At 68.5% G+C, this 22914-nt stretch carries 22 protein-coding genes; 14 read left to right on the forward strand and 8 right to left on the reverse strand.

Annotated elements, in window-relative coordinates:
* The first annotated feature begins 19 nt into the window (after positions 1-19).
* Positions 20-700: a dihydrolipoamide acetyltransferase family protein gene (locus tag ACSQ2B_RS26475; protein WP_436054414.1), complete on the forward strand. Its 681-nt coding sequence runs from the start codon at positions 20-22 to the stop codon at positions 698-700.
* Positions 697-2094, forward strand: coding sequence for a dihydrolipoyl dehydrogenase (lpdA, locus tag ACSQ2B_RS26480; RefSeq protein ID WP_436054415.1), 1398 nt, complete (start codon positions 697-699; stop codon positions 2092-2094). Before ACSQ2B_RS26475 ends, lpdA begins: the two co-directional genes overlap by 4 nt.
* An 83-nt stretch (positions 2095-2177) precedes the next feature.
* On the opposite strand, the gene ACSQ2B_RS26485 is transcribed toward lpdA, so the two are convergent.
* The 5 genes from ACSQ2B_RS26485 to ACSQ2B_RS26505 form a co-directional block, all read right to left on the reverse strand.
* Positions 2178-2678 (reverse strand): nuclear transport factor 2 family protein, encoded by a 501-nt coding sequence (locus ACSQ2B_RS26485; RefSeq protein WP_436054416.1) that lies wholly within the window; start codon positions 2676-2678, stop codon positions 2178-2180.
* Positions 2679-2751: 73 nt separating this feature from the next.
* Positions 2752-3912 carry an alpha-hydroxy acid oxidase gene (locus ACSQ2B_RS26490; RefSeq protein ID WP_436054417.1) on the reverse strand — a complete coding sequence of 387 codons (1161 nt, stop codon included), beginning with the start codon at positions 3910-3912 and terminating at the stop codon, positions 2752-2754.
* Between the two features lie 89 nt (positions 3913-4001).
* Positions 4002-4724: a 4-carboxy-4-hydroxy-2-oxoadipate aldolase/oxaloacetate decarboxylase gene (locus tag ACSQ2B_RS26495; RefSeq protein ID WP_436054418.1), complete on the reverse strand. Its 723-nt coding sequence runs from the start codon at positions 4722-4724 to the stop codon at positions 4002-4004.
* On the reverse strand, positions 4712-5671 hold the full coding sequence (locus tag ACSQ2B_RS26500; RefSeq protein ID WP_436054419.1) for a hydroxyacid dehydrogenase: 960 nt from the start codon (positions 5669-5671) through the stop codon (positions 4712-4714). Before ACSQ2B_RS26500 ends, ACSQ2B_RS26495 begins: the two co-directional genes overlap by 13 nt.
* Before the next feature lie 41 nt (positions 5672-5712).
* Entirely contained in the window at positions 5713-7017 is a 1305-nt protein-coding gene (locus ACSQ2B_RS26505) for an NtaA/DmoA family FMN-dependent monooxygenase (RefSeq protein WP_436054420.1), read from the reverse strand.
* Between the two features lie 155 nt (positions 7018-7172).
* On the opposite strand from ACSQ2B_RS26505, the gene ACSQ2B_RS26510 reads away from it, so the two are divergent.
* The 12 genes from ACSQ2B_RS26510 (at position 7173) to ACSQ2B_RS26565 (ending at position 19927) form a co-directional block, all read left to right on the forward strand.
* Complete coding sequence (locus tag ACSQ2B_RS26510; RefSeq protein WP_436054421.1) at positions 7173-8090, forward strand: SMP-30/gluconolactonase/LRE family protein; 918 nt, start codon at positions 7173-7175, stop codon at positions 8088-8090.
* A 100-nt stretch (positions 8091-8190) separates the two neighbouring features.
* A complete protein-coding gene (locus tag ACSQ2B_RS26515) occupies positions 8191-9789 on the forward strand; it encodes a sigma-54-dependent transcriptional regulator (RefSeq protein WP_436054422.1) in 1599 nt (532 codons plus the stop codon).
* Positions 9790-9897: 108 nt separating this feature from the next.
* The gene (locus ACSQ2B_RS26520) at positions 9898-10854 is read left to right on the forward strand and encodes a LysR family transcriptional regulator (protein WP_436054423.1); all 957 of its coding nucleotides are present in this window, start codon (positions 9898-9900) and stop codon (positions 10852-10854) included.
* Between the two features lie 96 nt (positions 10855-10950).
* Positions 10951-11673, forward strand: a complete 723-nt coding sequence (locus ACSQ2B_RS26525) for a GntR family transcriptional regulator (protein WP_436054424.1) — start codon at positions 10951-10953, stop codon at positions 11671-11673.
* Between the two features lie 176 nt (positions 11674-11849).
* Positions 11850-12431 (forward strand): cysteine hydrolase family protein, encoded by a 582-nt coding sequence (locus ACSQ2B_RS26530; RefSeq protein WP_436054425.1) that lies wholly within the window; start codon positions 11850-11852, stop codon positions 12429-12431.
* 297 nt (positions 12432-12728) lie between these two features.
* Complete coding sequence (locus ACSQ2B_RS26535; RefSeq protein ID WP_436054426.1) at positions 12729-13931, forward strand: FAS1-like dehydratase domain-containing protein; 1203 nt, start codon at positions 12729-12731, stop codon at positions 13929-13931.
* A gap of 20 nt (positions 13932-13951) precedes the next feature.
* Positions 13952-15124, forward strand: a complete 1173-nt coding sequence (locus tag ACSQ2B_RS26540; protein WP_436054427.1) for a CaiB/BaiF CoA transferase family protein — start codon at positions 13952-13954, stop codon at positions 15122-15124.
* A 2-nt stretch (positions 15125-15126) separates the two neighbouring features.
* The gene (locus ACSQ2B_RS26545) at positions 15127-16323 is read left to right on the forward strand and encodes a CaiB/BaiF CoA transferase family protein (protein ID WP_436054428.1); all 1197 of its coding nucleotides are present in this window, start codon (positions 15127-15129) and stop codon (positions 16321-16323) included.
* A 53-nt stretch (positions 16324-16376) separates the two neighbouring features.
* Complete coding sequence (locus tag ACSQ2B_RS26550; RefSeq protein WP_436054429.1) at positions 16377-17129, forward strand: SDR family NAD(P)-dependent oxidoreductase; 753 nt, start codon at positions 16377-16379, stop codon at positions 17127-17129.
* A gap of 8 nt (positions 17130-17137) precedes the next feature.
* Complete coding sequence (locus ACSQ2B_RS26555) at positions 17138-18028, forward strand: NAD(P)-dependent oxidoreductase (protein ID WP_436054430.1); 891 nt, start codon at positions 17138-17140, stop codon at positions 18026-18028.
* Positions 18025-18951 (forward strand): SMP-30/gluconolactonase/LRE family protein, encoded by a 927-nt coding sequence (locus ACSQ2B_RS26560; protein ID WP_436054431.1) that lies wholly within the window; start codon positions 18025-18027, stop codon positions 18949-18951. The genes ACSQ2B_RS26555 and ACSQ2B_RS26560 overlap by 4 nt, the downstream gene beginning before the upstream one ends.
* 712 nt (positions 18952-19663) lie before the next feature.
* Positions 19664-19927: a hypothetical protein gene (locus tag ACSQ2B_RS26565; RefSeq protein WP_436054432.1), complete on the forward strand. Its 264-nt coding sequence runs from the start codon at positions 19664-19666 to the stop codon at positions 19925-19927.
* 329 nt (positions 19928-20256) lie between these two features.
* Here ACSQ2B_RS26565 and ACSQ2B_RS26570 read toward each other — a convergent pair whose 3' ends face one another.
* The 3 genes from ACSQ2B_RS26570 to ACSQ2B_RS26580 all read right to left on the reverse strand — a co-directional run bounded on the left by ACSQ2B_RS26570 (position 20257) and on the right by ACSQ2B_RS26580 (position 22896).
* Positions 20257-21030, reverse strand: coding sequence for a sterol desaturase family protein (locus ACSQ2B_RS26570; protein ID WP_436054433.1), 774 nt, complete (start codon positions 21028-21030; stop codon positions 20257-20259).
* Between the two features lie 217 nt (positions 21031-21247).
* Positions 21248-22057, reverse strand: a complete 810-nt coding sequence (locus ACSQ2B_RS26575) for an aldolase/citrate lyase family protein (protein ID WP_436054434.1) — start codon at positions 22055-22057, stop codon at positions 21248-21250.
* On the reverse strand, positions 22054-22896 hold the full coding sequence (locus ACSQ2B_RS26580; protein ID WP_436054435.1) for an FAS1-like dehydratase domain-containing protein: 843 nt from the start codon (positions 22894-22896) through the stop codon (positions 22054-22056). The genes ACSQ2B_RS26575 and ACSQ2B_RS26580 overlap by 4 nt, the downstream gene beginning before the upstream one ends.
* Positions 22897-22914: the final 18 nt, after the last annotated feature.

Below are 22914 nucleotides of genomic sequence, written 5' to 3' on the forward strand. Positions count from 1 at the left end.
GGGCTTCGAGGACGTCAAGGTGATCGGGCTGCGCCGGCAGATCGCCGAGCGGATGTCCGAGGCCAAGCGGCGGATCCCGCACTTCTCCTACATCGAGGAGATCGACGTCACCGAGCTCGAGCGGCTGCGGGCCCAGCTCAACGCCGAGGACCCCGCCCGCCCGCGCCTCACCCTGCTGCCCTTCCTGATCCGGGCGGTGACCCGGACCCTGCCGCGGTTTCCGCAGATCAACGCCACCTACGACGACGACGCCGGGATCGTGCGCCGTCACGCCGCGGCCCACATCGGCCTGGCGGCGCAGACGCCCTCCGGCCTGGTGGTGCCGGTGCTGCGCCACGCCGAGGCCCTCGACCTCTGGGCCGCCGCCGCCGAGATCGCCCGCCTCGCCGCCGCCGCCCGCGGCGGCAAGGCCACTCGCGACGAGCTTTCGGGCTCGACCATCACCATCACGAGCCTGGGTCCGCTCGGCGGCCTGGCCACGACCCCGGTGATCAACCGGCCGGAGGTGGCCATCCTCGGCCCCAACCGCATCGTCGAGCGCCCTGTCGTGGTCGGCGGCGCGATCGTGGTGCGCAAGATGATGAACCTGTCGTCCTCCTTCGATCACCGGGTGGTCGACGGCTCGGACGCAGCGGAGTTCATCCAGGCCCTGAAGCGCCTGCTGGAAACGCCGGCGCTGCTGTTCGTGGAGGCCCGATGAGCCCGCCCCCGCCTTCCAAGGTCCAGGTCCTGGTGCTCGGCGCAGGGCCCGGCGGCTATGTGGCCGCCATCCGCGCCGGCCAGCTGGGTCTCGACACCGTGCTGGTCGAGGCCGACCGCCTGGGCGGCACCTGCCTGATCCGCGGCTGCATTCCGTCGAAGGCGCTGATCCACGCCGCCGGCGAGTTCGAAGCGCTGCGCCGCGCGCAAGGCGCCAATCCCCTGGGCCTGCGGATCACCGGCGAGATCGGCGTGGATTTCGCCCAGACCGTGCGCTGGAAAGAGGGCATCGTCGACCGGCTGAGCGACGGCGTCGCCGGCTTGCTGCGCCGGGCCAAGGTGCGGGTCGTGCGCGGCTGGGGCGTGTTCAGCGACGCGCGCACCTGCGAGGTCACCCGCGCCGACGGCGTCTCGGAAGTCATCGAGGCCGAACATGTGATCCTGGCGGCCGGGTCCGAGCCCGCCGCCGTTCCCGCCCTGCCGTTCGGCGGCGACGTGCTGTCGTCGACCGAAGCCCTGTCGCTGCCCGCCCTGCCCAAGACGCTGGCCGTGGTCGGGGCCGGCTATATCGGCCTGGAGCTGGGCATGGCCTTCGCCGCGCTCGGCGTGAAGGTGACCGTCGTCGAGGCTCTGTCCCGCATCCTGCCGCAGTACGACCCGGGCCTGAGCGCGCCGATCGTGCGCGCCCTCGAGCGGGCCGGGATCGACGTCCACCTGGACGCCCGCGCCACCGGCTTCGAGGCGGGTCGCCTCGCCGTCGAACGCACCCAGGGGGAGGCCCTGCAGATCCCCGCCGAGAAGGTTCTGGTCACCGTCGGCCGGCGGCCGCGGACCCAGGGCTGGGGGCTCGAGCAGATGGCGGTCGACCTGGACGGGCCCTTCGTCAAGGTCGACGATCGTTGCCACACCTCGATGCGCAACGTCTGGGCGATCGGCGATCTGGTCGGCGAACCGATGCTGGCCCACAAGGCCTCCGCCCAGGGGGAAATGGTCGCCGAGATCATCGCCGGCCGGCGGCGGCGGTTCGACCCCGTGGCCATCCCCGCGGTCTGCTTCACCACGCCCGAGGTGGTCAGCGTCGGCGCCTGGCCCGAGCCCGGGCCCGAGGTGATCACCGCCGTCTTCCCGCTGGCCGCCAACGGCCGCGCGCTCAGCCAGGAGGCCGGCGACGACGCCGGCTTCATCCGCGTCGCGGCCCGCGCGGACGACCATCGGATCCTGGCCTTCGCCGCCGTCGGCCGGCACGTGTCGGAGCTGTCCGGCGAGATGACCGCGCTGCTGGAGATGGGGGCCGTGCTCGAGGACGCCGCCGGCCTGATCCACGCCCACCCGACCCAGTCGGAGATGATCGGCGAGGCCGCCCTACGCGCGCTCGGCCACGCGATTCACGTGTGAGGGGCGCCGCCCACCTCCAATTGTTGTCATCCCGGTCTTCGCTTCGCGAAACCGGGATGACAGTCGTGGGGCTGGTATCCGCCTCAGACCGAGCCGGCCTTCTTCGTGGTCGTCGGCTCGTCGTCGGCCGGCCGGCCCGGGAAGGGGCCGTAGTCGGGGGTGTCGTAGAAGTCGCCGGTGAAGTCGGCGGGACCGCGGTACTTCAGGCTCCAGTGGCGCGAGGCGAATTTCCAGCCCTCGGCCGTTTCGACGAATTTCTCGTGGTAGACGCCGATCGTATGCGCGGTGGCGCCGTTCGCCAGCTTGGCGTCCTCGGTCACATAGGTCCGGCCGATCGCAGATCCGTCGCCGACCTCCAGGATCGGGCTGCTGACCGAGGTCATGACATGCTCGCAGAGGCCGAGCAGTTTCGCGAACAGGGCTTCGATCTCGGCCCGCCCGCGCATGTGCTGGCCGGCGATCTTCCACTCGCCGTCCTCGGCGAAACATTCGGCGAAGGCCTTGGCGTCCTTGCGCCAGACAATATCGATGCAGCGCGCGTGCAGCTGGCGGATCGCGGTCTCGGCGGTCACGAAATCGGTCATGTGTCTCATCCCTTGCTGGCGCGCATTTGAGCAGAGCCGGCGCCGCTTCTGAACCGCAAAACGTCCGCGCGCGTCAGTCCAGGCCGACGACCGTCGCGCGCCGCAGGCAGCTGCGATCGAGCTGGTCGAGCGAGGTGACGCCCAGCATGGCCATCGCCGTGCTGATCTCCTCCTGCAGGATGGCGATCGCCCGGGCGGCGCCCTCCTGGCCGCCGGCGGCGGCGCCATAGAGGGTGGCGCGACCGATCATCACCGCCTTGGCGCCGATGGCGATGGCCTTCAGCACGTCGCTGCCCCGGCGCACGCCGCTGTCGAAGATCACCGTCATCCGCTCGCCGACCGCATCGACGATCTCGGGCAGGACGTCGATCGACGCCGGCGAGGCGTCGAAATTGCGGGCGCCGTGGTTGGAGACGATCACCCCATCGACCCCATGTTCGATGGCCAAGAGGGCGTCCTCACGGCTGAGAACCCCCTTCAGGATGAGGGTCTTCGGCCAGCGGCGGCGAAGTTCGACGATGTCGTCCCAGGTGACCGCGGCCGAATTGGCCTGCCGGTTGACCTTGCGGGCGCCGCCGGCGACCGCCTCGGTGGGATAGTTGGCGAACTGCGGGATGCCGCCCTCCAGGGCGTACCGGCCCATGACGGCCGCCAGCCAGGCAGGCCGCCCGAGGAAATGCCGCGCCAGGGTCGGATTCGGCCTGATCGGGTTGGCCATGCCGTTGCGCTTGTTAAACTCGCGGTTTGGCCACATGGGCGTGTCCACGGTCAGCACCATGGCCTCGGCGCCGGCCGCCCCTGCGCGCTCGACCAGCTGCCAGGACAGGTCCCGCCGATCCCAGAGGTAGAGCTGCATCCAGAAGCCCGCGCCGGTCGCCTCGGCGATCTGCTCGACGCTGGTGGTGGAGCTGGTCGCCAGGGTGAACGGGATGCCCGCCGCGCCGGCGGCGCGCGCGATGGCCCGCTCGCCGCGGTAGCAGAGCAGGTCGGCGGTCCCGGTGGGCGCAATGATCATCGGGGTCGGCAGCGGCCGGCCAAACAAGGTCGTCGTCTGGTCGCGGCTGGAGACGTCGCGCAGCGTCCGCGGCGAGAACTTGATCCGCTCAAGCCCGTCGCGGTTCTGCCGCACGAGGGTCTCGTCTTCAGACCCGCGCTCGATGAATTCGAAGACCGCGCGCGGCAGCCGGCGTTGCGCCTGAGTGCGCAGGTCCCAGATGTTATGCGCAGGCTTCAAGATCGGATCCCTATATCGACGTGGCGCAGGTCCTTATCGCGCGCCAAGGCGACGCCGTCCCGCTCAGGTTTGCGCTTGCGACGGAAGCGTCAGTTGCGATCGGCTTCCCAGGTCGTATCCCGCTGCTCGATGCCCAGGTTCTCGATCACCTGGCGCATGCCCAGGATGTCGAGCGGCAGTTCGCCGGCGGCGATCCGCGCCCGGACCTTGGTCTCGAAGGCGGCGCGGGCTTCGGCGCCTTCGACGGCGTGGGCCAGCAGCTTGCGCGGGATGACCAGCACGCCGTCGGCGTCGGCGGCGATGATGTCGCCCGGCTCGACCAGGACCCCGTCGACGATCACCGGCACGTTGACCGCGCCCGGGCCGCGCTTCTCCGGATGCTCGACGGAAATCGCCGTCGCCCAGACCGGAAACTCGAGCTCGCGCAGCGCGTCGGTGTCGCGCACCGCGCCGTCGGCGACCACGCCGGCGACGCCCTTCTTCTTGGCGAAGCCGCAGGCGACGTCGCCCCAGAGCGCGCCCTGGCTCGAGCCGCCGTTGGTGAAGACCAGCACCTGTCCGGCCTGCGCCAGGTGCAGCGCGGCGTGGATCATCAGGTTGTCGCCGGGATAGTTGTAGGCGGTCACCGCCGGGCCGCAGACCCGCTGGCCCGCCGAGATCGGCCGCATCTTCGGGCTCATCAGGCACATCCGCCCGGCGACCCCGCCCATGGCCTCGTGCAGGTCGGCGATGCCGAAGGCGGCCGCACGCGCGATCAGCGCCGGATCGGACTCGGGGATGCGGTTGTAGATGATGGATTTCACGGGCGGCATGAGCTGACTTCCGGGTTGAGCAAGGTTGCGGGCTGGCCCCCCGCGAGAACCGTATCGATGACGTCGGCGACGGCGAACGCCATCCCCTTCATGCTGGCTTCGGTGACGCCGGCGACATGGGGCCCCAGCACGACGTTCGGCAAGGCGAACAGCGGGTGGTCGGCCGGCGGCGGCTCCTGTTCAAAGACGTCGATGCCGGCGCCGCCGATGGCGCCCGACTTGAGCGCCTCGACCAGGGCGGCCTCGTCGATGATCCCGCCGCGCGAGGTGTTGACGATGATGGCGGAGGGATGCATCCGCGCCAGCTCCGGGGCGCCGATCAGGTTGCGGGTCCCGTCGGTGAGCGGTACGTGGATCGAGATGACGTCGCGCTCCATAAGCTCCGGAAGACCGAGCGGAGTGACCCCCAGCGCCTTCAACTCCTCCGGCGGGATCATCGGATCATAGGCCGCGATGTCGGCGCCGAAGCCCGCGCCGCAGATCATCGCCGCCGAGCGCGCAATCCGGCCGAAGCCGATGAAGCCGACGCGGGCGCCGGTCAGGTCGCCGAGCCGGACCTTCCAGCGCTCTTCGAAACGGCCGCTGCGCACCAGCTCGTCCATGTCGCGCACCCGGCGCAGGACGGCCAGCATCAGGGCGACGGCGCCTTCGGCCACGGCGGTCGAATTGTTGCCGCCGGGCGTGTTGGCGACCCAGATCCCGCGCTTGGTGGCGGCCGCGACGTCGATATTGTCGACGCCGGCGCCGTGTTTGACGATCAGCTTCAGGCCCGGCATCCGCGCCATGAGGGCGTCGGGGATCTCCATCGTGCGGACGACGATGATGGTCGTACGTTCCAGGCGCGGGTCGGACATCCCCGCCTCGGGCGGGATGATCTCGTGCGCCGCGCCGATCCGCTCGACGCCGGCGGCGTGGATCGGGTCGGCGATATAGACCAGCTCACTCATGGCCAACACTCATGCCAAAATTCATGGGGCGGCGCCGTTCCTTATAGCCCGAGGTTTTCGCGGAAGGTCGTCCCCGCGTATTCGGTGCGGTAGATGCCGCGCTTCTGCAGGATCGGCACGACCTGGTCGACGAAGTCCGAGACCGACGAGGGCATGACGTGCGGCGTCACGTTGAAGCCCAGGCAGCCGGTCTCGCGCCAGATCTCTTCCATCTGGTCGGCGACCTGTTCGGGCGAGCCGACGATCTGCGGCATGCCCACCGACAGGCCCCACTTGATGGCCACGTCCCGCAGGGTGAAGGGCCGGTCGCCGAGGATCGAGGTGAAGGCCTTCATCAGCCCCTGGGAGGCCTGGGTCGCGACTTCCTGCAAGGGGCGGTCGAGTTCGTAGGTGCTGAAGTCGACGCCCATGGTTCCGCACAACCGCGCCAGCGCGCCGTCCAGCGGCATCCGCTCGATCAGGGCGTCGAGCTTGGCTTTCGCCTCGGCTTCCGTCCCGCCGACGATCGGCTGAACGCCGAAGCTGACCCCCGGCGCCTTGACGCCCGCCGTTTCGGCCGCCGCGGCGAAGGTCGTCGCATAGCGCTTCATGCCCGCCAGGTTCGCCTCGATGGCGAAGACCACGTCGGCGTGCTGCAGGGCGAACTGCTGGCCGCGCCCAGACGAGCCGGCCTGGAACAGCACCGGCCGCTTCTGGGGCGACGGCAGCACCGGACCGACGGTGTTGCAGCGGAAGAATTCGCCTTCGTGCTGAACCAGCGCCACCTTGGTCGGGTCGGCGAAGATCCCCGCTTCCTTGTCCGCCAGGATCGCGCCGTCGCCGATGCTGTTCCAGAGCTTGTAGCAGACGTCCATGTACTCGTCGGCGCGGTCATAGCGCCGGTCGTGCTCCAGCTGCTCGAGGCCGAGCGCGCGGTGCTCGTTGCGCAGGTGGCCGGTGACGATGTTCCAGCCCGCCCGGCCGCCGCTCAGATAGTCGATCGTCGAAAGCTGCCGGACGATCGTCCAGGGATGATAGGCGCTGGTCGACATGGTCGTGGCCAGACCAAGATGGGTGGTCGCCGACGCCAGCGCGCTCAGCAGCACGACCGGGTCATGGGAGGGCCAGCAGACGCCGTAGCGCACCGCCTCGTCGACGCGGTCCTTGTAGCGGTCGAACACGCCGGGCGTGTCGGCGAAGAACATCCCGTCGAACATCCCGCGTTCCAGGGTCTTGGCGAGATCCTGCCACAAGGCGAGGTCGCCGAGCGCCTTGACCCGGTTGTCGGTCTTGTCCGCCCAGCTGAGGACGGTGTGGTTGATCGGGGAGTTGATCAGAAAGCTGACCAGATGGATCTGCTTTTGCATATTGCAGCCTCGGGGCGGGAGACGGCGCCGCCCGGGTTGAAAGTTCCACCGTCCGCGCTATTCCATTATAGGAACGACGGTCCGCAATTGGAATATGAGCGCAAGCCCTTCCCGTCAAGGGCCGGAACCCGCGATCGAGCCTAGGAGAGGAACAGATGTTCGCAGCACCGCCCAGCGTCGAGGCGCAGGTCTTCACCGAGATCCCCAAGGCGTTCGGCCGGGGCGCTGACCGGTCCACCTGGGCCGACATCCAGTTTCCGGGCGCTCAGACGCCGACCTTCCTGGAAGGCCCGTCGTTCGACAGGGAGGGGAACCTGTGGGTCGTCGACATCCCCTGGGGCCGGCTGTTCCGCATCACGCCGGCCGGCGAGGTCTCGGTCGGCGCCGAATATGACGGCGAGCCGAACGGGCTGAAGTTCCACAAGGACGGCCGCGCCTTCATCTGCGACCACAAGAACGGGATCATGGTGTTCGACCCCAGGACGGGGAAGGTCGAGCCCTATCTCGAACGCTCCTCGCTCGAGCGCTTCAAGGCGACCAACGACCTGGTCTTCGCCAAGAACGGCGACATCTATTTCACCGACCAGGGCCAGACCGGCCTGCAGGACCCGACCGGGCGGCTCTACCGGCTGCGCGTCGACGGCCGGCTGGAACTGCTGCTCAACAATGTGCCGAGCCCCAACGGCCTGGTCCTCAACAAGGCCGAGAACGCCCTCTTCCTCGCGGTGACCCGCGCCAACCAGATCTGGAAGGTGACGCTGCTGCCGGACGGGAGCGTCACCAAGGTCGGCGCCTGGGTCCAGATGAGCGGCGGCAGCGGGCCGGACGGCCTGGCCATCGACGAGAACGACAACATCGCCGCCTGCCACGTCGGCTTCGGCGCGGTCTGGCTGTTCAGCGCGCTGGGCGAACCCATGCTGCGGATCAACTCGCCGACCGGAATCCTGACCACCAACTGCGCCTATGGCGGGCCGGACAACCGGACGCTCTTCATCACCGAGTCCAAATCCGGCTCGATCCTGACCGCCCAGATGCCCGTGCCCGGCCGGCTGATGTTTTCCCACGAACCCTGAGGGCGCCATTTTTAGGCCGCCGCCGCCCGTTAAGCGCCACCGGCCCCGGGCGATCGCCCGGGGCCGGAGGTCGCTTTCGCTGGCGGCCGCCTCGGCTCAGATGCAGAAATCAGCCGAGCGACCGAACGCGCTTATACGATTGTCATATAGGACATCAAAAATACAGAATAGCAGAAATCGCAGCATCGTGCCTTTGTCAGGCTTAGGTCACAGATCCGAGCAGGTTGATCAGTCTATGAAAAGCAAGCGGATCCTTATTGCCGATCGGGATACGGCCGTTCGATTGAAATTGTCCCAGATTTTGAATGATCTGGGCCATCAGGTGCGGACGACCTCAAGCGCCGAGACTGTTCTCAATTGGCTCAGCCAGGAGGACGCCGATCTCGTGATCGCCGAGGCTGTCGGTGAAGGCAGGCTGGCGATCGTCGAGGAAATCCACAAGGCCAGGCCGCAAGTGCCCATCATCTTGACCAGCGACCAGACCACGCTCGCCATGGCGGTCAAGTCGGTGGGAGCCGGCGCGGCCGAATTGCTGCCCAAACCCGTGCAGTCCCATCGCCTGCTGGCGGCGATCGATCGGGCGTTCGCCTGCGCTCATGACGCCGAGGCGGCCAAGGCCCAGGCTCGGGCGATCCGCGACGAGCGCCTGCCGATCGTAGGCTCCGCAGAATCCATGCAGCGGGTCTATCGGACCTTCGCGGGATTGGTGAAACCCAACCTTCCGGTCTTGATCTGGGGCGAGTCCGGCGTCGGAAAGACGGTGTCGGCCAGGGCCCTTCACGACTTCGGACCACGCCCCGAAGCCCCCTTCATCCGCCTGCCACTCGGCGCCGCCTCGGACGAAACCCTGACGCACGAGCTGCTCGGCGACGAGCGCAGCCCCGGCAAACTCGCCCAGGCCGCTGGCGGCGCCTTGTTCCTCGACGGGATTGACGATCTCTCCCTGTCGGCCCAAGGCCGATTGCTGCAGCTGCTCGAGGGCGCTGGGGCGCAACCCTCAGGCTGCCTCGCCAGCGGCGGCGTACGCTTGATCGCCTCCTCTCAACAGGATCTTCGCCTCGCGATCGCCGCCGGCGACTTCCGCCCTGATCTCTATTTCCGGCTTGCCGCGGCGGCGGTTCGCCTCCCGCCGCTGCGCGAGCGTCTGGAGGACGTTCCGGCTCTCACCCGGGCCCTGCTCCTGCGCGCGAGTCGCGACGGACTTCCCAACAAGATGATCGACGCCGCCGCGCTGAGGCGGCTCCAGCAGCACGACTGGCCGGGCAATGTTCGCGAGCTCGACAACCTGGTGCGCCGTTTGTGCGCCCTGCATACGGGCGGGCTCATCACCGCCCAGGCGGTGGAGCTTGAAATGAGCACCGCGAGCGATGAAGCCGAAGAGGCTCCGGACACCAGCCTGTCGGAGCTGGTGCAGAAGCGGCTCTCGTCATATCTCGCCAACCAGCCGCTCAGCGACGTCCCGCCAGGACTCTACGACGCGGTGATCCATATGGTGGAACGACCCTTGCTGCAGGTCGTGCTCTCAGCGACCCGGGGCAATCAGCTGCAGGCCGCGGAAATCCTCGGGATCAATCGCAACACCTTGCGACGAAAGACCCAGGATCTGGGGCTCGACAAATGGGGTGGCGGACGTAGCGACACCTCTGTCGTCGCCAACGACATGGCGAACGAGACCCGCGCAGCAGCCTTCTCCTTCTAGGCTTTCGAGCCGCTTTGTTGACGAGGCGGCCCGCACTGGCGCGGCCCTCCCATTCCTAGCATTCTGGCCGGGCATTCTGGGCGCCATGCCCGGCCGGAGCCTCGGTGAGTGGACACGCGTCAACTGCGCAACTTCCTGAAGATCGCCGAGACCGGATCGATCACCCGGGCGGCGGACGCCCTGGGCGTGGCCCAGCCCTCGCTGAGCCAGCAGGTCCTGCGGCTCGAGGACGAGGTCGGGTTCAAGCTCTTTCGCCGCACGACGCGGGGCGTCACGACCACCCCGGCCGGCGACATCCTGCAGAAGCATGCGCGCCAGATGCTGGAGATCGCCGAGCATGCGGTCGAGGAGATGCGGGAGGGCCAGGAGGAGGCGCGCGCCAAGGTGGTCCTCGCCATGCCGTTTTCGATCAGCCGACTGCTCGCCATGCCCCTGGCGGAGGCCGCCATGGAGGAGACCCCGGCGGTGTCGCTGCGGGTGCGCGAGGCCTTCTCCGGCCCGATCCGCGCCATGCTGCTGGAAGGCGCCGTCGACCTCGGCCTGCTCTACGACGTCGAGCCCTTGGACCCGTTCGTGGTCAAGCGGCTGGCCCGCGAGGAGCTCTACCTCATCGGCCCTGCGGGAAAGCTGGCGGCCTCCAGCCATGTCCCGCTGAGCGAGCTGGGCGCCCTGCCCATGATCCTCCCCGGCCCGGCGCATGGGTTGCGGACGGCGCTCGACCAGGAGGCCGAGCGCCTCGGCGTCCGCCTGAAGATCGCCTCCGAGATCGACACCCTGGAGCATATCGTACGCCTGGTGGTCGATCGGCGTGGCTACTCCATCCTGCCGCTGTCGGCGATCGAGAGCGAGCTCTGCTCCGGCGCGATCAGCGCGGCCCAGATCGACGGCGGCTTCGGCCGGACCCTGTGCCTGGCCAGGCTGCCCGGCGCCGCGACGACCGACGCTTCCCGCCGCATCGAGGCGCTGGTGATCCGGCTTCTCGAAGGCCTGATGGCGAAGGGCCGCTGGCTGGCGACGCCTGCGGCCGAGGCCAAGCCAGACCCGCATCCGCTCAGGGAGCGATAGGCGCCGCCTTATCGAACCCGCATAGGCCCGACCCTTTCGTTCGCGCAGCTCCGAGACTATGCATTCTTCCAGGCGGCGGCGAAGGTCAGCGATTCTATGGAGTATCGAACCAAGGAGGAGCAGGTCGCCGACTACCTGCGCGAGGGGATCATCGCCGGGCGGTTCCCGCGCGGCAGCCGTCTGAAGCAGCTCGAAATCGCCAACCTCCTGCAGACCAGCATCACACCCGTTCGCGAGGCGCTGAAGCTGCTGGCCGCCGAGGGCTATGTCGTCGGCGACTCCTACCGCGGCGCCACAGTGGCGCCCTTCGACATCAGCGCCTCGAACGAGATGCTGCACCTGCGCATCCTGCTGGAGACGCAGCTGGTGCGCGCCGCGGTCGAACAGGCGACGGCGGCGGATATCGAGGACCTGCGCGCCCTGCAGGCGGAGTTCGAACGCGCCCTCGCCGCCCAGGAAAACGAGGCCGCGCGGGCGGCCAACTACCGCTTCCACCGCCGCATCTTCGAGATCCCCAAAATGCCGCAGACCCTGCATTTCGTGCAGATCCTGTGGGCGCGCTATCCGTTCGACCTGATCAACAAGATCAAGGGCCGGGTCGGCCGCGCCGCCGCCGAGCACGACGAGCTGCTGAAGGCCTTCATCGGCCGCGACGCCGCCGCCGCCATGCTGGCGACGCGGCAGCATATCGAGTCCGGCTGGATCGAACTGCTGAACTCGGTGCAGTCTGAGCCCACCGCTGACGCTGTGGGAGCGGGTCTGGTCGCCGACCCGCTCATGAGCCGGGGCCGCAAAGCTAGGCAGGATCCTGCACGATAAGGCGGAGGCAGGTTCCGCCTGCACGCCGGCGCGACCCATCGGTCCGCACCGATGATGCATCCTATATTGTTGTTTGACGTCGGGCGCTGAACTGGCCAAAACCGCCCGAGGTCGCTGCGCCTCGGGCGCGGCGCCGCAACCGATCCTTCCAGCACCATCGCGGGACGTTCAGGCACATGAAAAAATCGATTTTCCTCGTCATGGACATGACCAACGACCTCGTCAGCGAGACGGGCGCCAGCGCGGCCAGTTATGGCGTGCAGGTGCGCGATCGCGAGGTGCTGGCGAACACCCGCAAGGCGATCGACGCGGCGCGGGCGGCCGGCGTTCGCGTGGGTTTCGTCCGCGTCGGCTTCTCGCCGGACTACCGCGAATGCCCCCCCGCCTCGCCGATCTTCTCGAAGGCGCGCGACAACGGCCTGTTCAAATTGGGAACCGAGGGCACGGCGGTCCACCCGGCGCTGGGCCAGCAACCGTCCGACTTCGACATCGTCAAACATCGGGTCAGCCCCTTCTACGGCACCACCCTCGACCCGATCCTCAGCGCCAACGGGATCGAACGGCTGATCCTCTGCGGCGTCTCGACCAACGGCGTCGTCCACTCCGGCGCACGCGATGCGCACGACCGCGACTATGAATGCATCATTCTGGAAGATTGCTGCGCCGGCGTCACCCAGGACGAGCACGACCACGCGATCGCCTGCCTGGGCCGTTACGCCACCATCCTCAATAGCCGCGAGTTCGATTTCGCGCGTTGAGGCCGGGCCCGCCAGAGGCCCATTAACCCATTATTTTCTATGACTTAAGGCGATCTCCGCCTGGACGCCCTCTGCTCCAGGCGGGGGCAGGCGACCTGCGCCTGCAGCGCGCTCCTCGCTCCAGATCTCCCTCGACAAAGCCCTGCCCCGCCGGCCCCGCGCGCTTGACAGCCCGTCAGCATAATGCATTTTGCATCGACATTATCAGCCCCGGCGAACGCCCCCGCCGCAACAGGGGCCCCTGGCGATCACCCCAGAGACGGGCGCGCAGTCGTGGCGCCTCACGAGGAATAGACGATGAGCACTGTCGAATCCGAGGTCGGCAACGCGCCCGCAGAAGGCAAGATCACGCCGGAAGCGATCAAGGCCGCGGAGAACATGATCGGCCTGCAGCTGCGCCCGGAAGGCCCCTATCTGCAGGACGCCACCGAGGACACGATCCGCAACTTCTGCAACGGCATCGGCGACCTCAATCCGCTCTACCGTGACCTCGAGCACGGCCGCCTCACGCGCCATGGCAGCATGCTGGCGCATCCCAACTTCCCGATGGCGTTCGGCTGGGTCGGCCGCACCCGCTGGGGCCTGCCGGGCGTCCACGGCTTCTACGCCGGCAACGACTGGGAGATGTTCCGCCACGTCCGTCCTGGCGACCGCATCACCGCGATCGAGCGGGTGGTCGGCGTCGACGTGAAACAGAGCGAGTTCTCCGGCACCCTGGTGCTGCAGTACGTCGAGGCGAGCTACGCCAACCAGCGCGGCGAACTGGTCGCCCGGGTGCTCGGCACCTGCACCCGTCACGAGCGCAAGGCCGCCCGTGACGCCGGCAAGTACAGCGACATCAAGACCCACGAGTACACGCCCGAGGAATTCGCCCACATCGACGAGACGATCCTCAACGAGGAAAAGAACATGCGGGGCGGCAACGTCCGCTACTGGGAAGAGGTCAAGGAAGGCGAAGAGCTGCCCGAGATCGTTCGCGGCCCGCTGTCGCTGATGGACACCATGGGCTTCCTGGTCGGCTGCGGACGCGGCCACACGCACGGCGTCATCTTCAAGAATGCGGTGAAGCACCCCGGCCACTTCTTCCGCAATCCGGAGGCGGGCGGCGGCATCGAGTACACCGGCATCGGCCACCATCGTGAATCGACCGCCAAGGAAGTCGGCGTGCCCGGCGTCTACGACTACGGCCCGCAGCGTTCGGCCTGGATGGCCAGCCTGGTCACCAACTGGATGGGCGACGCCGCCTTCCTCAAGCGCGTCCGCACCCAGATGCGCCGCTTCAACACCATGGGCGACTGCACCTGGGCGCGCGGCAAGGTGACCCGCAAATACGTCAAGGACGGCCACGCCCTCGTCGACATCGAGATCCGTGGCGAGAACCAGCGCGGCGAACTGACGACGCCCGGCCTGGCGACCGTGATCATGCCTTCGCTGGACCCGAACATCCCGGCCTTCTTCGACGGGTCGAAGCTCGACCTCGAACTGCCCGTCGTGCGCTGAGGCCGGCGCGGGGTCCGGTCATGCAGGACATCGCCAACGCTCCCCTGACGGGCCTTCGGGTGGTCGTCTGCGCTTCCGGCGTGGCGGCCGCCTACGCCGGGCGGCTGCTCGCCGTCATGGGCGCCGAAGCCACCCTGATCGAGCCGCCGCAGGGCGCGCCGCTGCGGCGGGAGCCGCCGTTCCTCGACGGCTCCGATGACGTGAGCGCGCTCTTCGCCTACCTCGCCGCCGGCGCGCGCAGCCTGGTCTGCGACCTCGACGCCGAGGACGGCCGCGCGGCCGCCACGGCCCTGCTCAGCGACGCGGACATCTTCATCGACGACACGCCGCTGGCCGACCGCCCGCGGCGCGGCCTCGACGAGGCCGCCATCACCGCGCGCCATCCGGACCTGATCCACGTCTCGGTCCTGCCGTTCGGCGCGACGGGGCCGAAAGCGAGCTGGAAGGCGGAGGAGATCAACATCCTGCATGCCTCCGGCGAGGGAAACCTGCTGCCGAACGGCCTCTCCATCGAACTCTTCCCGGAGCGGCCGCCGGTCAAGATCTACGGCCACTTCGCCTCGCTGCAGGGCGGGGTCGCTGCGGCCCTCGGCGCCCTCTCCGCACTGTGGGTGCGCGACGAGGTGGGCGGCCAATATATCGACGTCTCCAGCCAGGACGCGGCGCTGGCGGTCGGCGCCTTCGCGGTGCAGCGCTATGGCGACGGCCAGGTGGAGCACCGGGTCGAGCGCTCCTTCCGCTACGGCGGCGTGCTGCCCTGCGCCGACGGCTACGTCGAGCTCTTGACGCTCGAACAGCGCCAGTGGGAGGCGCTGGTCGAACTGCTCGGCCGTCCCGACTGGGCGCTGGATCCGGCGCTGGCGGACAACCTGGAGCGCAGCCGCCAGGGCCCGGCGATCAACGCCCGCATCCGCGAATGGGCCAAGGTGCGGCGCGTGGCCGACATCGTCGCCGAAGGCCAGGCGGCAGGCGTGCCGCTGGCCAAGTACAACACCCCGCTCGAAGTGCTGCGCGACCCGCACGAACGGGCGCGCGGCCTGTTCGCGCCGGTGGAGATCGAGGGCCTGGGCGCGCTCGACATGCTCGTGGCGCCCTTCCAGTTCGGCGGCGCCCCGCTCGCCCTTCGGGCCGGCCCGCCGGCGCTCGGCGACTACGGTCGGGCCGGCCGCCAAGCCCTGCCGGCGGAGGCCTGACGATGGTGAAGCCGCTCGCAGGGGTCCGCATCGCCGATTTCACAGTTCACAACGCCGGCCCCTTCTGCACCCATATGCTGTCGCAGCTCGGCGCGGAGTGCATCAAGGTCGAGAGCGCCCAGCGCCCGGACATCTTCCGCAAGCCGCATCCGGTCTATGGCCGCCTGGGCCCGGCCAGCTTCGACCAGGTCGCTTCGAACAAGTTGTCGGTCCGGATCAACCTCAAGCACCCCAAAGGGATCGTGCTGGCCAAGCGGCTGGTGGCGATCTCGGACGTCGCCGCCGAGAGCTTCCGTCCTGGCGTGGTGGGGCGGCTGGGCCTCGACTACGACGCGCTTCGGGCGATCAGGAACGACATTATCCTGCTCTCGGTGTCCTCGTCGGGACAATCCGGCCCGGATTCGCATTTCGCCGGCTATGCGCCGCTGTTCGGCGCCTGGGGCGGACTGGGCGCCATGACCGGCTACGCCGACGGTCCGCCCGTCGAAATGCGCCACGTCATGGACCATGCCGTCGGTCTCAACGCCGCGGTCGCCCTGATCGCGGCCCTGCACCGGCGCCGGGCCACCGGCGAAGGCCAGCTGGTCGATGTGGCGGCGCGCGAGGTGGCCTCCTCCCTGCTGGGCGAGGCCCTGCTGCTGGCTGCGGCCGGCGCCGAACCCGCCCGCACCGGCAACGACCACCCGCGCATGGCGCCGCATGGGGTCTATCCGGCCAAGGGCGAGGACGTCTGGATCTCGATCGCGGTCGGCGGGGACGCCGAGTGGCGATCCCTCGTCGGGGTCATGGGCGCGCCCGAGCTCGCCCGTGACCCGCGCTTCGCCACGGCCGCGGACCGGCACGCGAACCGGATCGAGATCGACCGCATCGTCGCCCAATGGACCGCCTCGGTCCCGGCGGAAGAGGCGACCGAGGCCTTGCAGGCCGCTGGCGTCGCCGCCCACGCCTCCTGGACCACGCGGGAGATCGTCGCCGATCCCCATCTGCGGGCGCGAGGCGCTATCGTCAACGTGCAGGAGCCCGACGGCAAGGCGCGCGCCGCCGTCGGCGCCCCGATGCGCCTGTCGAAGGGATCCGAGATCGGAATTGCGCGCGGCACGCCGAAACTCGGCGAGCACGAGGACTACGTCTACGGCGAGCTGCTGGGCATGACCAAGGCCGAGCGGCAGGCTCTGCAGGACGAGAACGTCATCTACTGACGACGGCCCCAGCCGAATACGGCGGGGCTGCACATGGGAGTGGAGGAATACGCATGGTTAGCATCCCTGTGAGCGGCCCGGCGCGGCTCGACGGCCAGGTGGCGCTGGTGACCGGCGGGGCCGGCGGGATCGGCAGCGAGGTGGTGCGAACCCTGGCCGCCGCCGGCGCGACGGTCGTAGCGACCGACCTCGGCGAGACCCACCCCTTCGAGGGCGCCTCGAACATCCAGTACCTGCGCTATGACGTGACCTCGGCCGCCGAGACCGACGCCCTGGTCAACCGGATCGTCCAGGACCACGGCAAGATCGACGTCCTGGTGCTGTGCGCCGGAACCATCGCCAACACGCCGCTCTGGGACTCCACCGACGCCGAGTGGGAGAGCATCTGGCGGGTCAATGTGATGGGCGTGGTCAACCCGACGCGCCGCATCTTCCCGCTGATGAAGGAGAAGGGCTACGGCAAGATCGTCGCCCTGGGCTCGGTGGCGGCGCGGATCGGCGGCGTGGCGTCCGGCCCGGCCTATGTGTCGGCAAAGTCGGCGGTGCACGGCCTCATCAAATGGGTGGCCAAGGCCGGCGCGCCGCACGGCGTCTACGCCAACGCCGTCGCCCCCGGCCCGGTGGAAACCGCCATGTGGGCCAGCGTCACCGAGCGCAAGCCGCCGTCGGCGCACGCCACCGTGCCGCTCGGTCGCTACGGCCAGCCGGAGGACATCGCCCAGTCGATCCTCTTCCTCGCCTCGCCGGCGTCGAACTGGATCACCGGGACGACGATCGACATCAACGGCGGCAGCTACCTGAACTGAGCGGGTCCATGCAAACCTCCCCCACCCTCGGTTTCATCGGGCTCGGCGTCATGGGCGGCCCGATGTGCCTCAACGTCGTCGCCAAGCATCCGGCGCCGGTCATCGCCTTCGACCTGAACGAGGTCGCGCTGAACGAGGTCGCCGAGGCCGGCGCCCGCCGCGCCAGCTCGATCGCCGACCTCGCCGCCAGCGCCGACGTGATCCTCCTGTCGCTTCCGGGCGGAAAGCAGGTGGAGGCCGTCTGTCTCGGCGAAGGCGGGATCGCCAGTGCGGGCCGGCCCGGGCTGATCGTGGTGGACCTCAGCACGACGGCCGTGGCCGAGGCGCGCGCCATCGCCGCCCGGCTGGCCGAGGCCGGCATCCAGTTCGTCGACGCCCCGGTGGCGCGCACGCGGCAGGCCGCCCAGGCCGGCACGCTCAGCATCATGGTCGGGGCTGCGCCCGACCTGTTCGCCAAGGTCGAGCCCCTGCTACGCTACATGGGCAGCGACGTCACCCACTGCGGCGGGACCGGCGGCGGCCAGGTGGTCAAGCTGATCAACAACGCCCTGCTGTTCGAGCATGTCGCCGCCCTGGCGGAGATGATGGTGGTCGCCGAACGCGCCGGCGTCGCGCCGGCCACCCTGCTGGAGGCGGTGTCGAAGGGCTCCGGCGACAGCTTCGCCCTGCGCAACCACGGCCTGAAGGCCATGCTGCCCCGGGAGTTCCCGGAGCGCTCCTTCCCCTCGGAATATGTGCTGAAGGACCTCGGCTACGCCATCGACCTCGCCAAGAGCTGCGGGGTCGAGCCGAAGATGTCGACCACGGCGCAGAGCTACTACCGGGCCGCCGTCGAGGCCGGCTTCGGCCCCCGCTACTTCCCCTCGATCATCGAACTCCTCGACAGGAGCGGCTCATGAAACGCCAGAAGCTCGAAGCGCGCGAGATCGCCCGGGGCCTGCTGTTCCCCGAGGGGCCGATCGCCATGCCGGACGGCTCGGTCCTCGTGGTGGAGATCATGGGAAACCTGGTCCGGGTCACGCCGGACGGCCGCCGGCATCTCGTCGCCGAATTGGGCGGCGGGCCGAACGGCGCCGCCATCGGCCCGGACGGCAAGGCCTATGTCTGCAACAACGGCGGCTTCAACTGGGTCCAGGCCGAGGACGGCTATCGGCGCCCGATCGGCCGGGCGAGCGATTACACGACCGGACGCATCGAGCGGGTGGACCTTACGACCGGCGCGATCGAGACCCTCTACACGGAATGCGACGGCGAGCCGCTCAAGGGGCCGAACGACATCGTCTTCGACGGCAAGGGCGGCTTCTGGTTCACCGACCACGGCAAGAGCTACGGCCGGCTGATGGACCGCGGCGCGCTCTTCTACGCCCTTGCCGACGGCTCCGCGATCAAGGAGGTCGCCTTCCCGCTGTTCACGCCGAACGGCGTCGGCCTCTCGCCGGACGGGGCGACCCTCTATGTCTCGGAGACCGACACCGGCCGCCTCTGGTCCTACCCGGTCACAGCCCCTGGCGAGCTGGCCAAGGAACCGTGGCCGTCGCCCAACGGCGGCAGGTTCCTCGGCAATCTCTCCGGCTACCGTCGCTTCGACTCCATGGCCGTGGAGGCGAACGGCAACGTCTGCGTCGCCACCCTGGTCAGCGGCGGGATCACCGTCTTCTCGCCGACCGGCGAGGCGCTCGAGTTCCATGAAGCCTCGGAAGGCTACTGCACCAACATCTGCTTCGGCGGCCCGGACCTGCGCACCGCCTACATCACCCTCTCCGGCTACGGGACCCTGGTCGCCGTGGACTGGCCCCGGCCCGGGCTGCGGCTGGCGTATTGAGGCGCGGCTCCGCGCTCGTAGAGCAGGTCTATCGCATAGACGCCTGGAAGGGCTGCGGAAGTTGTGTCTGCGGTTCGATAGCCCTGCCTCGTAGAGGGGCTGAACCCCGGGCGGCTGCTTGAGTGGCGAAGCCGGCCATCGCCTGACCAAGCGTCCCCAAAGCGGCCGTTCCGGATGACGGAGATGGATTGCAGGTCGGACGGAGCTATATCCGTCGCGCTTCAAGCCTGCGCCGCTCCAAGATGATGCCAAAGCTAATCGCCATGCAAATGGGCAAGCATACGAGAGCAAGTCCCAGAAGTATGACCAACACATAGGCGGGCCCGTCGATCGAGCGCGGGTCAGGCCGCCCCAACATGAGGGCGGCCACCGTCACAGATGAGGGCACGACGAGGCCGCAAGTAATCCCCGCGACGACCGCGCCAAATCTGACCAGCACTCGTCCGAGCGTTGCCGCAAGGAGAGCGGTGATCACCATACCCGCGGCGATGATCATCAACAGGAAGCCCATGGAAGTCAGCCCAGCTCTCGTTGCGCGTAATCGCCAGCTCCCGAGGTGGACGGTCCCGGTCCCGCAATGAGCGGGCTATGCACAGTTGGCGGCAAGAACAAGTAAAATGTTGCAAATGTCCGCCATTGTTGACAAATGGCGGATCGGCGCATGCGTACATGTGCGGACAGTTTACGTTAAGCAACGTTAAGAGGTGGGGCCGTGGCTGCGTTTCAATCCTATTCGGGCGCGTTTACCTACGAGGGCGAGACCTACCGCTGGAATTGCTACGCGACGTGCCCAGTCTACGAGGTGCGAAGCTATGCCCATTCGCTCCCCGATCCGTCGGACGGCCGAAAGTGGGTTCGCCGGGCGCAAAGCGCCGGCGGCCAGGACTTCTCCATCCTCGTGGACAGTGAGACCACGGACTTCTCGCAGATGCTGACGCAGATCACCTCCGCGACAGCGGCGGCGCTCGCCTTCTAGCCGAGCTTATCGCCGAGCGTCCCTGGCCAGGGCGCTGTTCATACCCCGGGCGGCGTCCTTCGCCGTCGCTTCCGAAATATGCCGGCTCACAATCCGGCCGGTTGCGATGTCCACCACCACGTGTTGGGCCGGAACCCAGGATGAACGGCCTTGCCAGATATAGCGGGTCATGAGCGCCCCCATCTGCTGAAACCCCCGCCGGGATCCGGCGATCGTCAAGAATCAGCATTCAATTCTGGAAGGCTGCGCTCGTTCTTCTTGATTCGCCAGTGGTGTGAACCGGCTCCTCTTGGACAATCTGTTGCGTGGAAGAAGGTGCGAACCCTCGGCTAAGCCTTCACCCGCTTCTTGCGGTCTTCGCCGTTGTCCAGCGTGCCGAACATCCAGTCGTAGAGCAGGGAGATGGTCGCGAAATTGCCGCCGGTAAATTTCGCATGGTGGTTGTGGTGCATCTTCGATGTGTAGTTCAGGTATCTGAAGGGAAAGCGATCCGCCTTCCACAGGTCGTGGTTGTGCAGGTTGATCTGCGAGAAGGCGACCCAGGTAATGACGACGGTCGCCACATGGAACTCACCCATGAAGTGCGACAGGACGAAGATGCTTCCGGCGTAGAGCCCAAGCCCCATCGCCACTTCCAGCGGATGGATATAGCTGGAATCCATCCGGCAGGGGTTGTGCTGCTGATGATGGAGCGCATGGACACGGACCAGCGGCCCGCCCAGGAAGCCGTTGTCGTGAAACAGGAAGCGGTGCACCAGATAATAGAAGAAGTCGTAGAACATCAGGATCACGACAATATCCAGCAGGATGCGCCACCAGGGCTGCGCCTGCAGCGTCAGGCAGAACGGCAGGATCAGGCCGAAGATCACCGCCATATAGATGAAGCCCCACTTGCGGTTCCATTTCTGGTTGGCCGCGTAGATGGGTCGCTCCATCTTCTTCTTTAAGGCCGCCTGGTTGAGCTGGTCGGCCTCTTTGAACGTCGGAACCAGCAACAGCAGCCGCTTGCCGAGGAAGGTCAGCGCAAAGATCCCCACGGCGGCGTACAGCGACAGCTGCCACTGATAGTGCTCCAGAAGCGACGCGAAAAACGGAGTGCTCATAGGTTGCCTCTGGCGCCTTTGACCGGCGATTGGTCCTGTCGATCCGCCGCCGCACGATGCCGGCCGCTTTGATCCACTGTGGATCATATTTATAGCGCCATTCCTTATAGCGTCTTTGATCGAGCGCAATCGGAGCTGCAGGCTGGACGGCGGCCGCTCGCGGCGGTTGGCGACAGCCTCGCTTTCGAAGAGCACGTAGTCGGAATCCTAATCGCCTCTAGGCGACGCGACGCGCCCAGCGGACCATGGCGATATCGATCATCTTGCCGTCGAGCACGCCCACGCCGTCGGGCGCGGCTTCGAGAATGCGCCGGGCGAGGTCACGCTCCGCCGGCGTGGGGGAAAAGGCCGCGCCGATCGCCTCGAGCTGCGCCGGATGGATGGCGGCCTTTCCGTGGAAGCCCAAGGCGCGCGCCTTACGGCATTCCGCGCCGAGGTCATCAGGCTTGTCGATCGCAAAGAACGGGGAGTCGATGGCGGCGATCCCGCCCGCGGCGGCGGCGTTGACCAGGCTCGCCCGGGCGAAGTCCGGTTGGAAGATCCCCACCTGCTGGCCAAGGTCCGCCGCATAGTCGGCCGCGCCGAACATCAGCCCCACCAGTCGCGGCGTCGCCTCGGCCAGCTCGGCCGCGCCCGCCACCCCGCGCGCCGACTCCACCAGAGCGGCCAGGCGGGCGCTGGACCCCGCGTCGTCCAGCACGCGCGTGGCGAGAGACAGCTCGGCGGGCTCCTCGGCCTTGGGGATCAGCACATAGTCCGGGCCGTTCGCCAGCTGGGCCAGGGCCGCGAGATCTTCCAGTCCTACCGCCCGGCCGAGGGGATTGATCCGGACGGCGACCTGCTGGCCGATCGCTGGCCGGCTCTCCAGGAAGGCGACGACGTGGCCGCGCGCCTCGCGCTTGCGATCCTCCGCCACCGCGTCCTCAAGGTCGAGGATCAGGGCGTCAGCCGAGGTCGCCGCAGCCTTGGCGAACCGGTCGGGGCGCGATCCCGGCGTGAACAGCCAGCTGCGGGGCAGCGCGTTCAAGCGGCCTCGCCGCAGGTGATGGTGGCGGTCATGCTCTTGCCGCCCGCCTGCTCGGTCCAGACGTTGGCGCCCGTTTCGGTCGGCTCGCCGCAGACCTGCAGCAGGGTCCCGTCAAAGGCCGGCGACTGGCCGCGGAAGTCGAAGCCGGTGATCGGCGCGGTGAGATTCTGCGCCGCCAGGTCGGCCAGCAGGGTGGCCTGGAGCGGGCCGTGCACCACCAGGCCCGGATAGGCCTCCTCCCCCATGGCATAGGGCCGGTCGTAGTGGATCCGGTGGCCGTTCATGGTCAGGGCCGAGTAGCGGAACAGCAGCACCGTGTCCGGGAAGACCTCGCGCCGCCAGGGCGCATGGGGCGCCGGCGCCTCACCGGCGGGGGCCAGGATCGAGCCAGGCGCGGCGGCCTCGCGATAGACGATGTCCTGCTCTTCGACGACCGCCACGCCCTGTTCGCCGGACAGCTGGTGTTCGACCGTGACGAAGACGAGGGTCCCGCTGCGCCCGCTCTTGGATTCGACCTTGAGGATGGTCGAGGCGCGGGTCGCGCGCTCGCCGACCCGCAGCGGTTGCAGGAACTTGAGCCGCCCGCCGGCCCACATGCGCCGGGGCAGCGGCACCGGCGGCAGGAACCCGCCGCGGGCGGGATGGCCGTCGGGGCCCAGGCCCTGGGGCGGCCGGACATCCCAGAAGTAGAGCCAGTGGTGCAGCAGCGGAAGCGGCGCGCCTTCGGCCAGCGGCTCGGCCTGCCCGAGCGCGGCCCGCAGCGCATTGGTGCGGGCCGGATCCAGGACATCGGCGGCCTCCTCGCGGCGTCCAACCCAGTCGGAAAAGTCCTCGCTCATAAGCTCTGCTCGCTGTCT

This window comes from Phenylobacterium sp. LjRoot225, from assembly GCF_964252855.1.
In the GTDB taxonomy this organism is placed as follows: Bacteria; Pseudomonadota; Alphaproteobacteria; order Caulobacterales; family Caulobacteraceae; genus Phenylobacterium.

Bases quoted from the DNA above. Each gene is read 5' to 3' on its own strand.
- ACSQ2B_RS26495 (WP_436054418.1), bottom strand. From the start codon at position 4,724: ATGCCGCCCGTGAAATCCATCATCTACAACCGCATCCCCGAGTCCGAT.
- ACSQ2B_RS26505 (WP_436054420.1), bottom strand. From the start codon at position 7,017: ATGCAAAAGCAGATCCATCTGGTCAGCTTTCTGATCAACTCCCCGATC.
- ACSQ2B_RS26510 (WP_436054421.1), top strand. From the start codon at position 7,173: ATGTTCGCAGCACCGCCCAGCGTCGAGGCGCAGGTCTTCACCGAGATC.
- ACSQ2B_RS26515 (WP_436054422.1), top strand. From the start codon at position 8,191: ATGCAGAAATCAGCCGAGCGACCGAACGCGCTTATACGATTGTCATAT.
- ACSQ2B_RS26570 (WP_436054433.1), bottom strand. From the start codon at position 21,030: ATGAGCACTCCGTTTTTCGCGTCGCTTCTGGAGCACTATCAGTGGCAG.
- ACSQ2B_RS26530 (WP_436054425.1), top strand. From the start codon at position 11,850: ATGAAAAAATCGATTTTCCTCGTCATGGACATGACCAACGACCTCGTC.
- ACSQ2B_RS26545 (WP_436054428.1), top strand. From the start codon at position 15,127: ATGGTGAAGCCGCTCGCAGGGGTCCGCATCGCCGATTTCACAGTTCAC.
- ACSQ2B_RS26560 (WP_436054431.1), top strand. From the start codon at position 18,025: ATGAAACGCCAGAAGCTCGAAGCGCGCGAGATCGCCCGGGGCCTGCTG.
- ACSQ2B_RS26540 (WP_436054427.1), top strand. From the start codon at position 13,952: ATGCAGGACATCGCCAACGCTCCCCTGACGGGCCTTCGGGTGGTCGTC.
- ACSQ2B_RS26525 (WP_436054424.1), top strand. From the start codon at position 10,951: ATGGAGTATCGAACCAAGGAGGAGCAGGTCGCCGACTACCTGCGCGAG.
- lpdA (WP_436054415.1), top strand. From the start codon at position 697: ATGAGCCCGCCCCCGCCTTCCAAGGTCCAGGTCCTGGTGCTCGGCGCA.
- ACSQ2B_RS26550 (WP_436054429.1), top strand. From the start codon at position 16,377: ATGGTTAGCATCCCTGTGAGCGGCCCGGCGCGGCTCGACGGCCAGGTG.
- ACSQ2B_RS26485 (WP_436054416.1), bottom strand. From the start codon at position 2,678: ATGACCGATTTCGTGACCGCCGAGACCGCGATCCGCCAGCTGCACGCG.
- ACSQ2B_RS26580 (WP_436054435.1), bottom strand. From the start codon at position 22,896: ATGAGCGAGGACTTTTCCGACTGGGTTGGACGCCGCGAGGAGGCCGCC.
- ACSQ2B_RS26535 (WP_436054426.1), top strand. From the start codon at position 12,729: ATGAGCACTGTCGAATCCGAGGTCGGCAACGCGCCCGCAGAAGGCAAG.
- ACSQ2B_RS26500 (WP_436054419.1), bottom strand. From the start codon at position 5,671: ATGAGTGAGCTGGTCTATATCGCCGACCCGATCCACGCCGCCGGCGTC.
- ACSQ2B_RS26555 (WP_436054430.1), top strand. From the start codon at position 17,138: ATGCAAACCTCCCCCACCCTCGGTTTCATCGGGCTCGGCGTCATGGGC.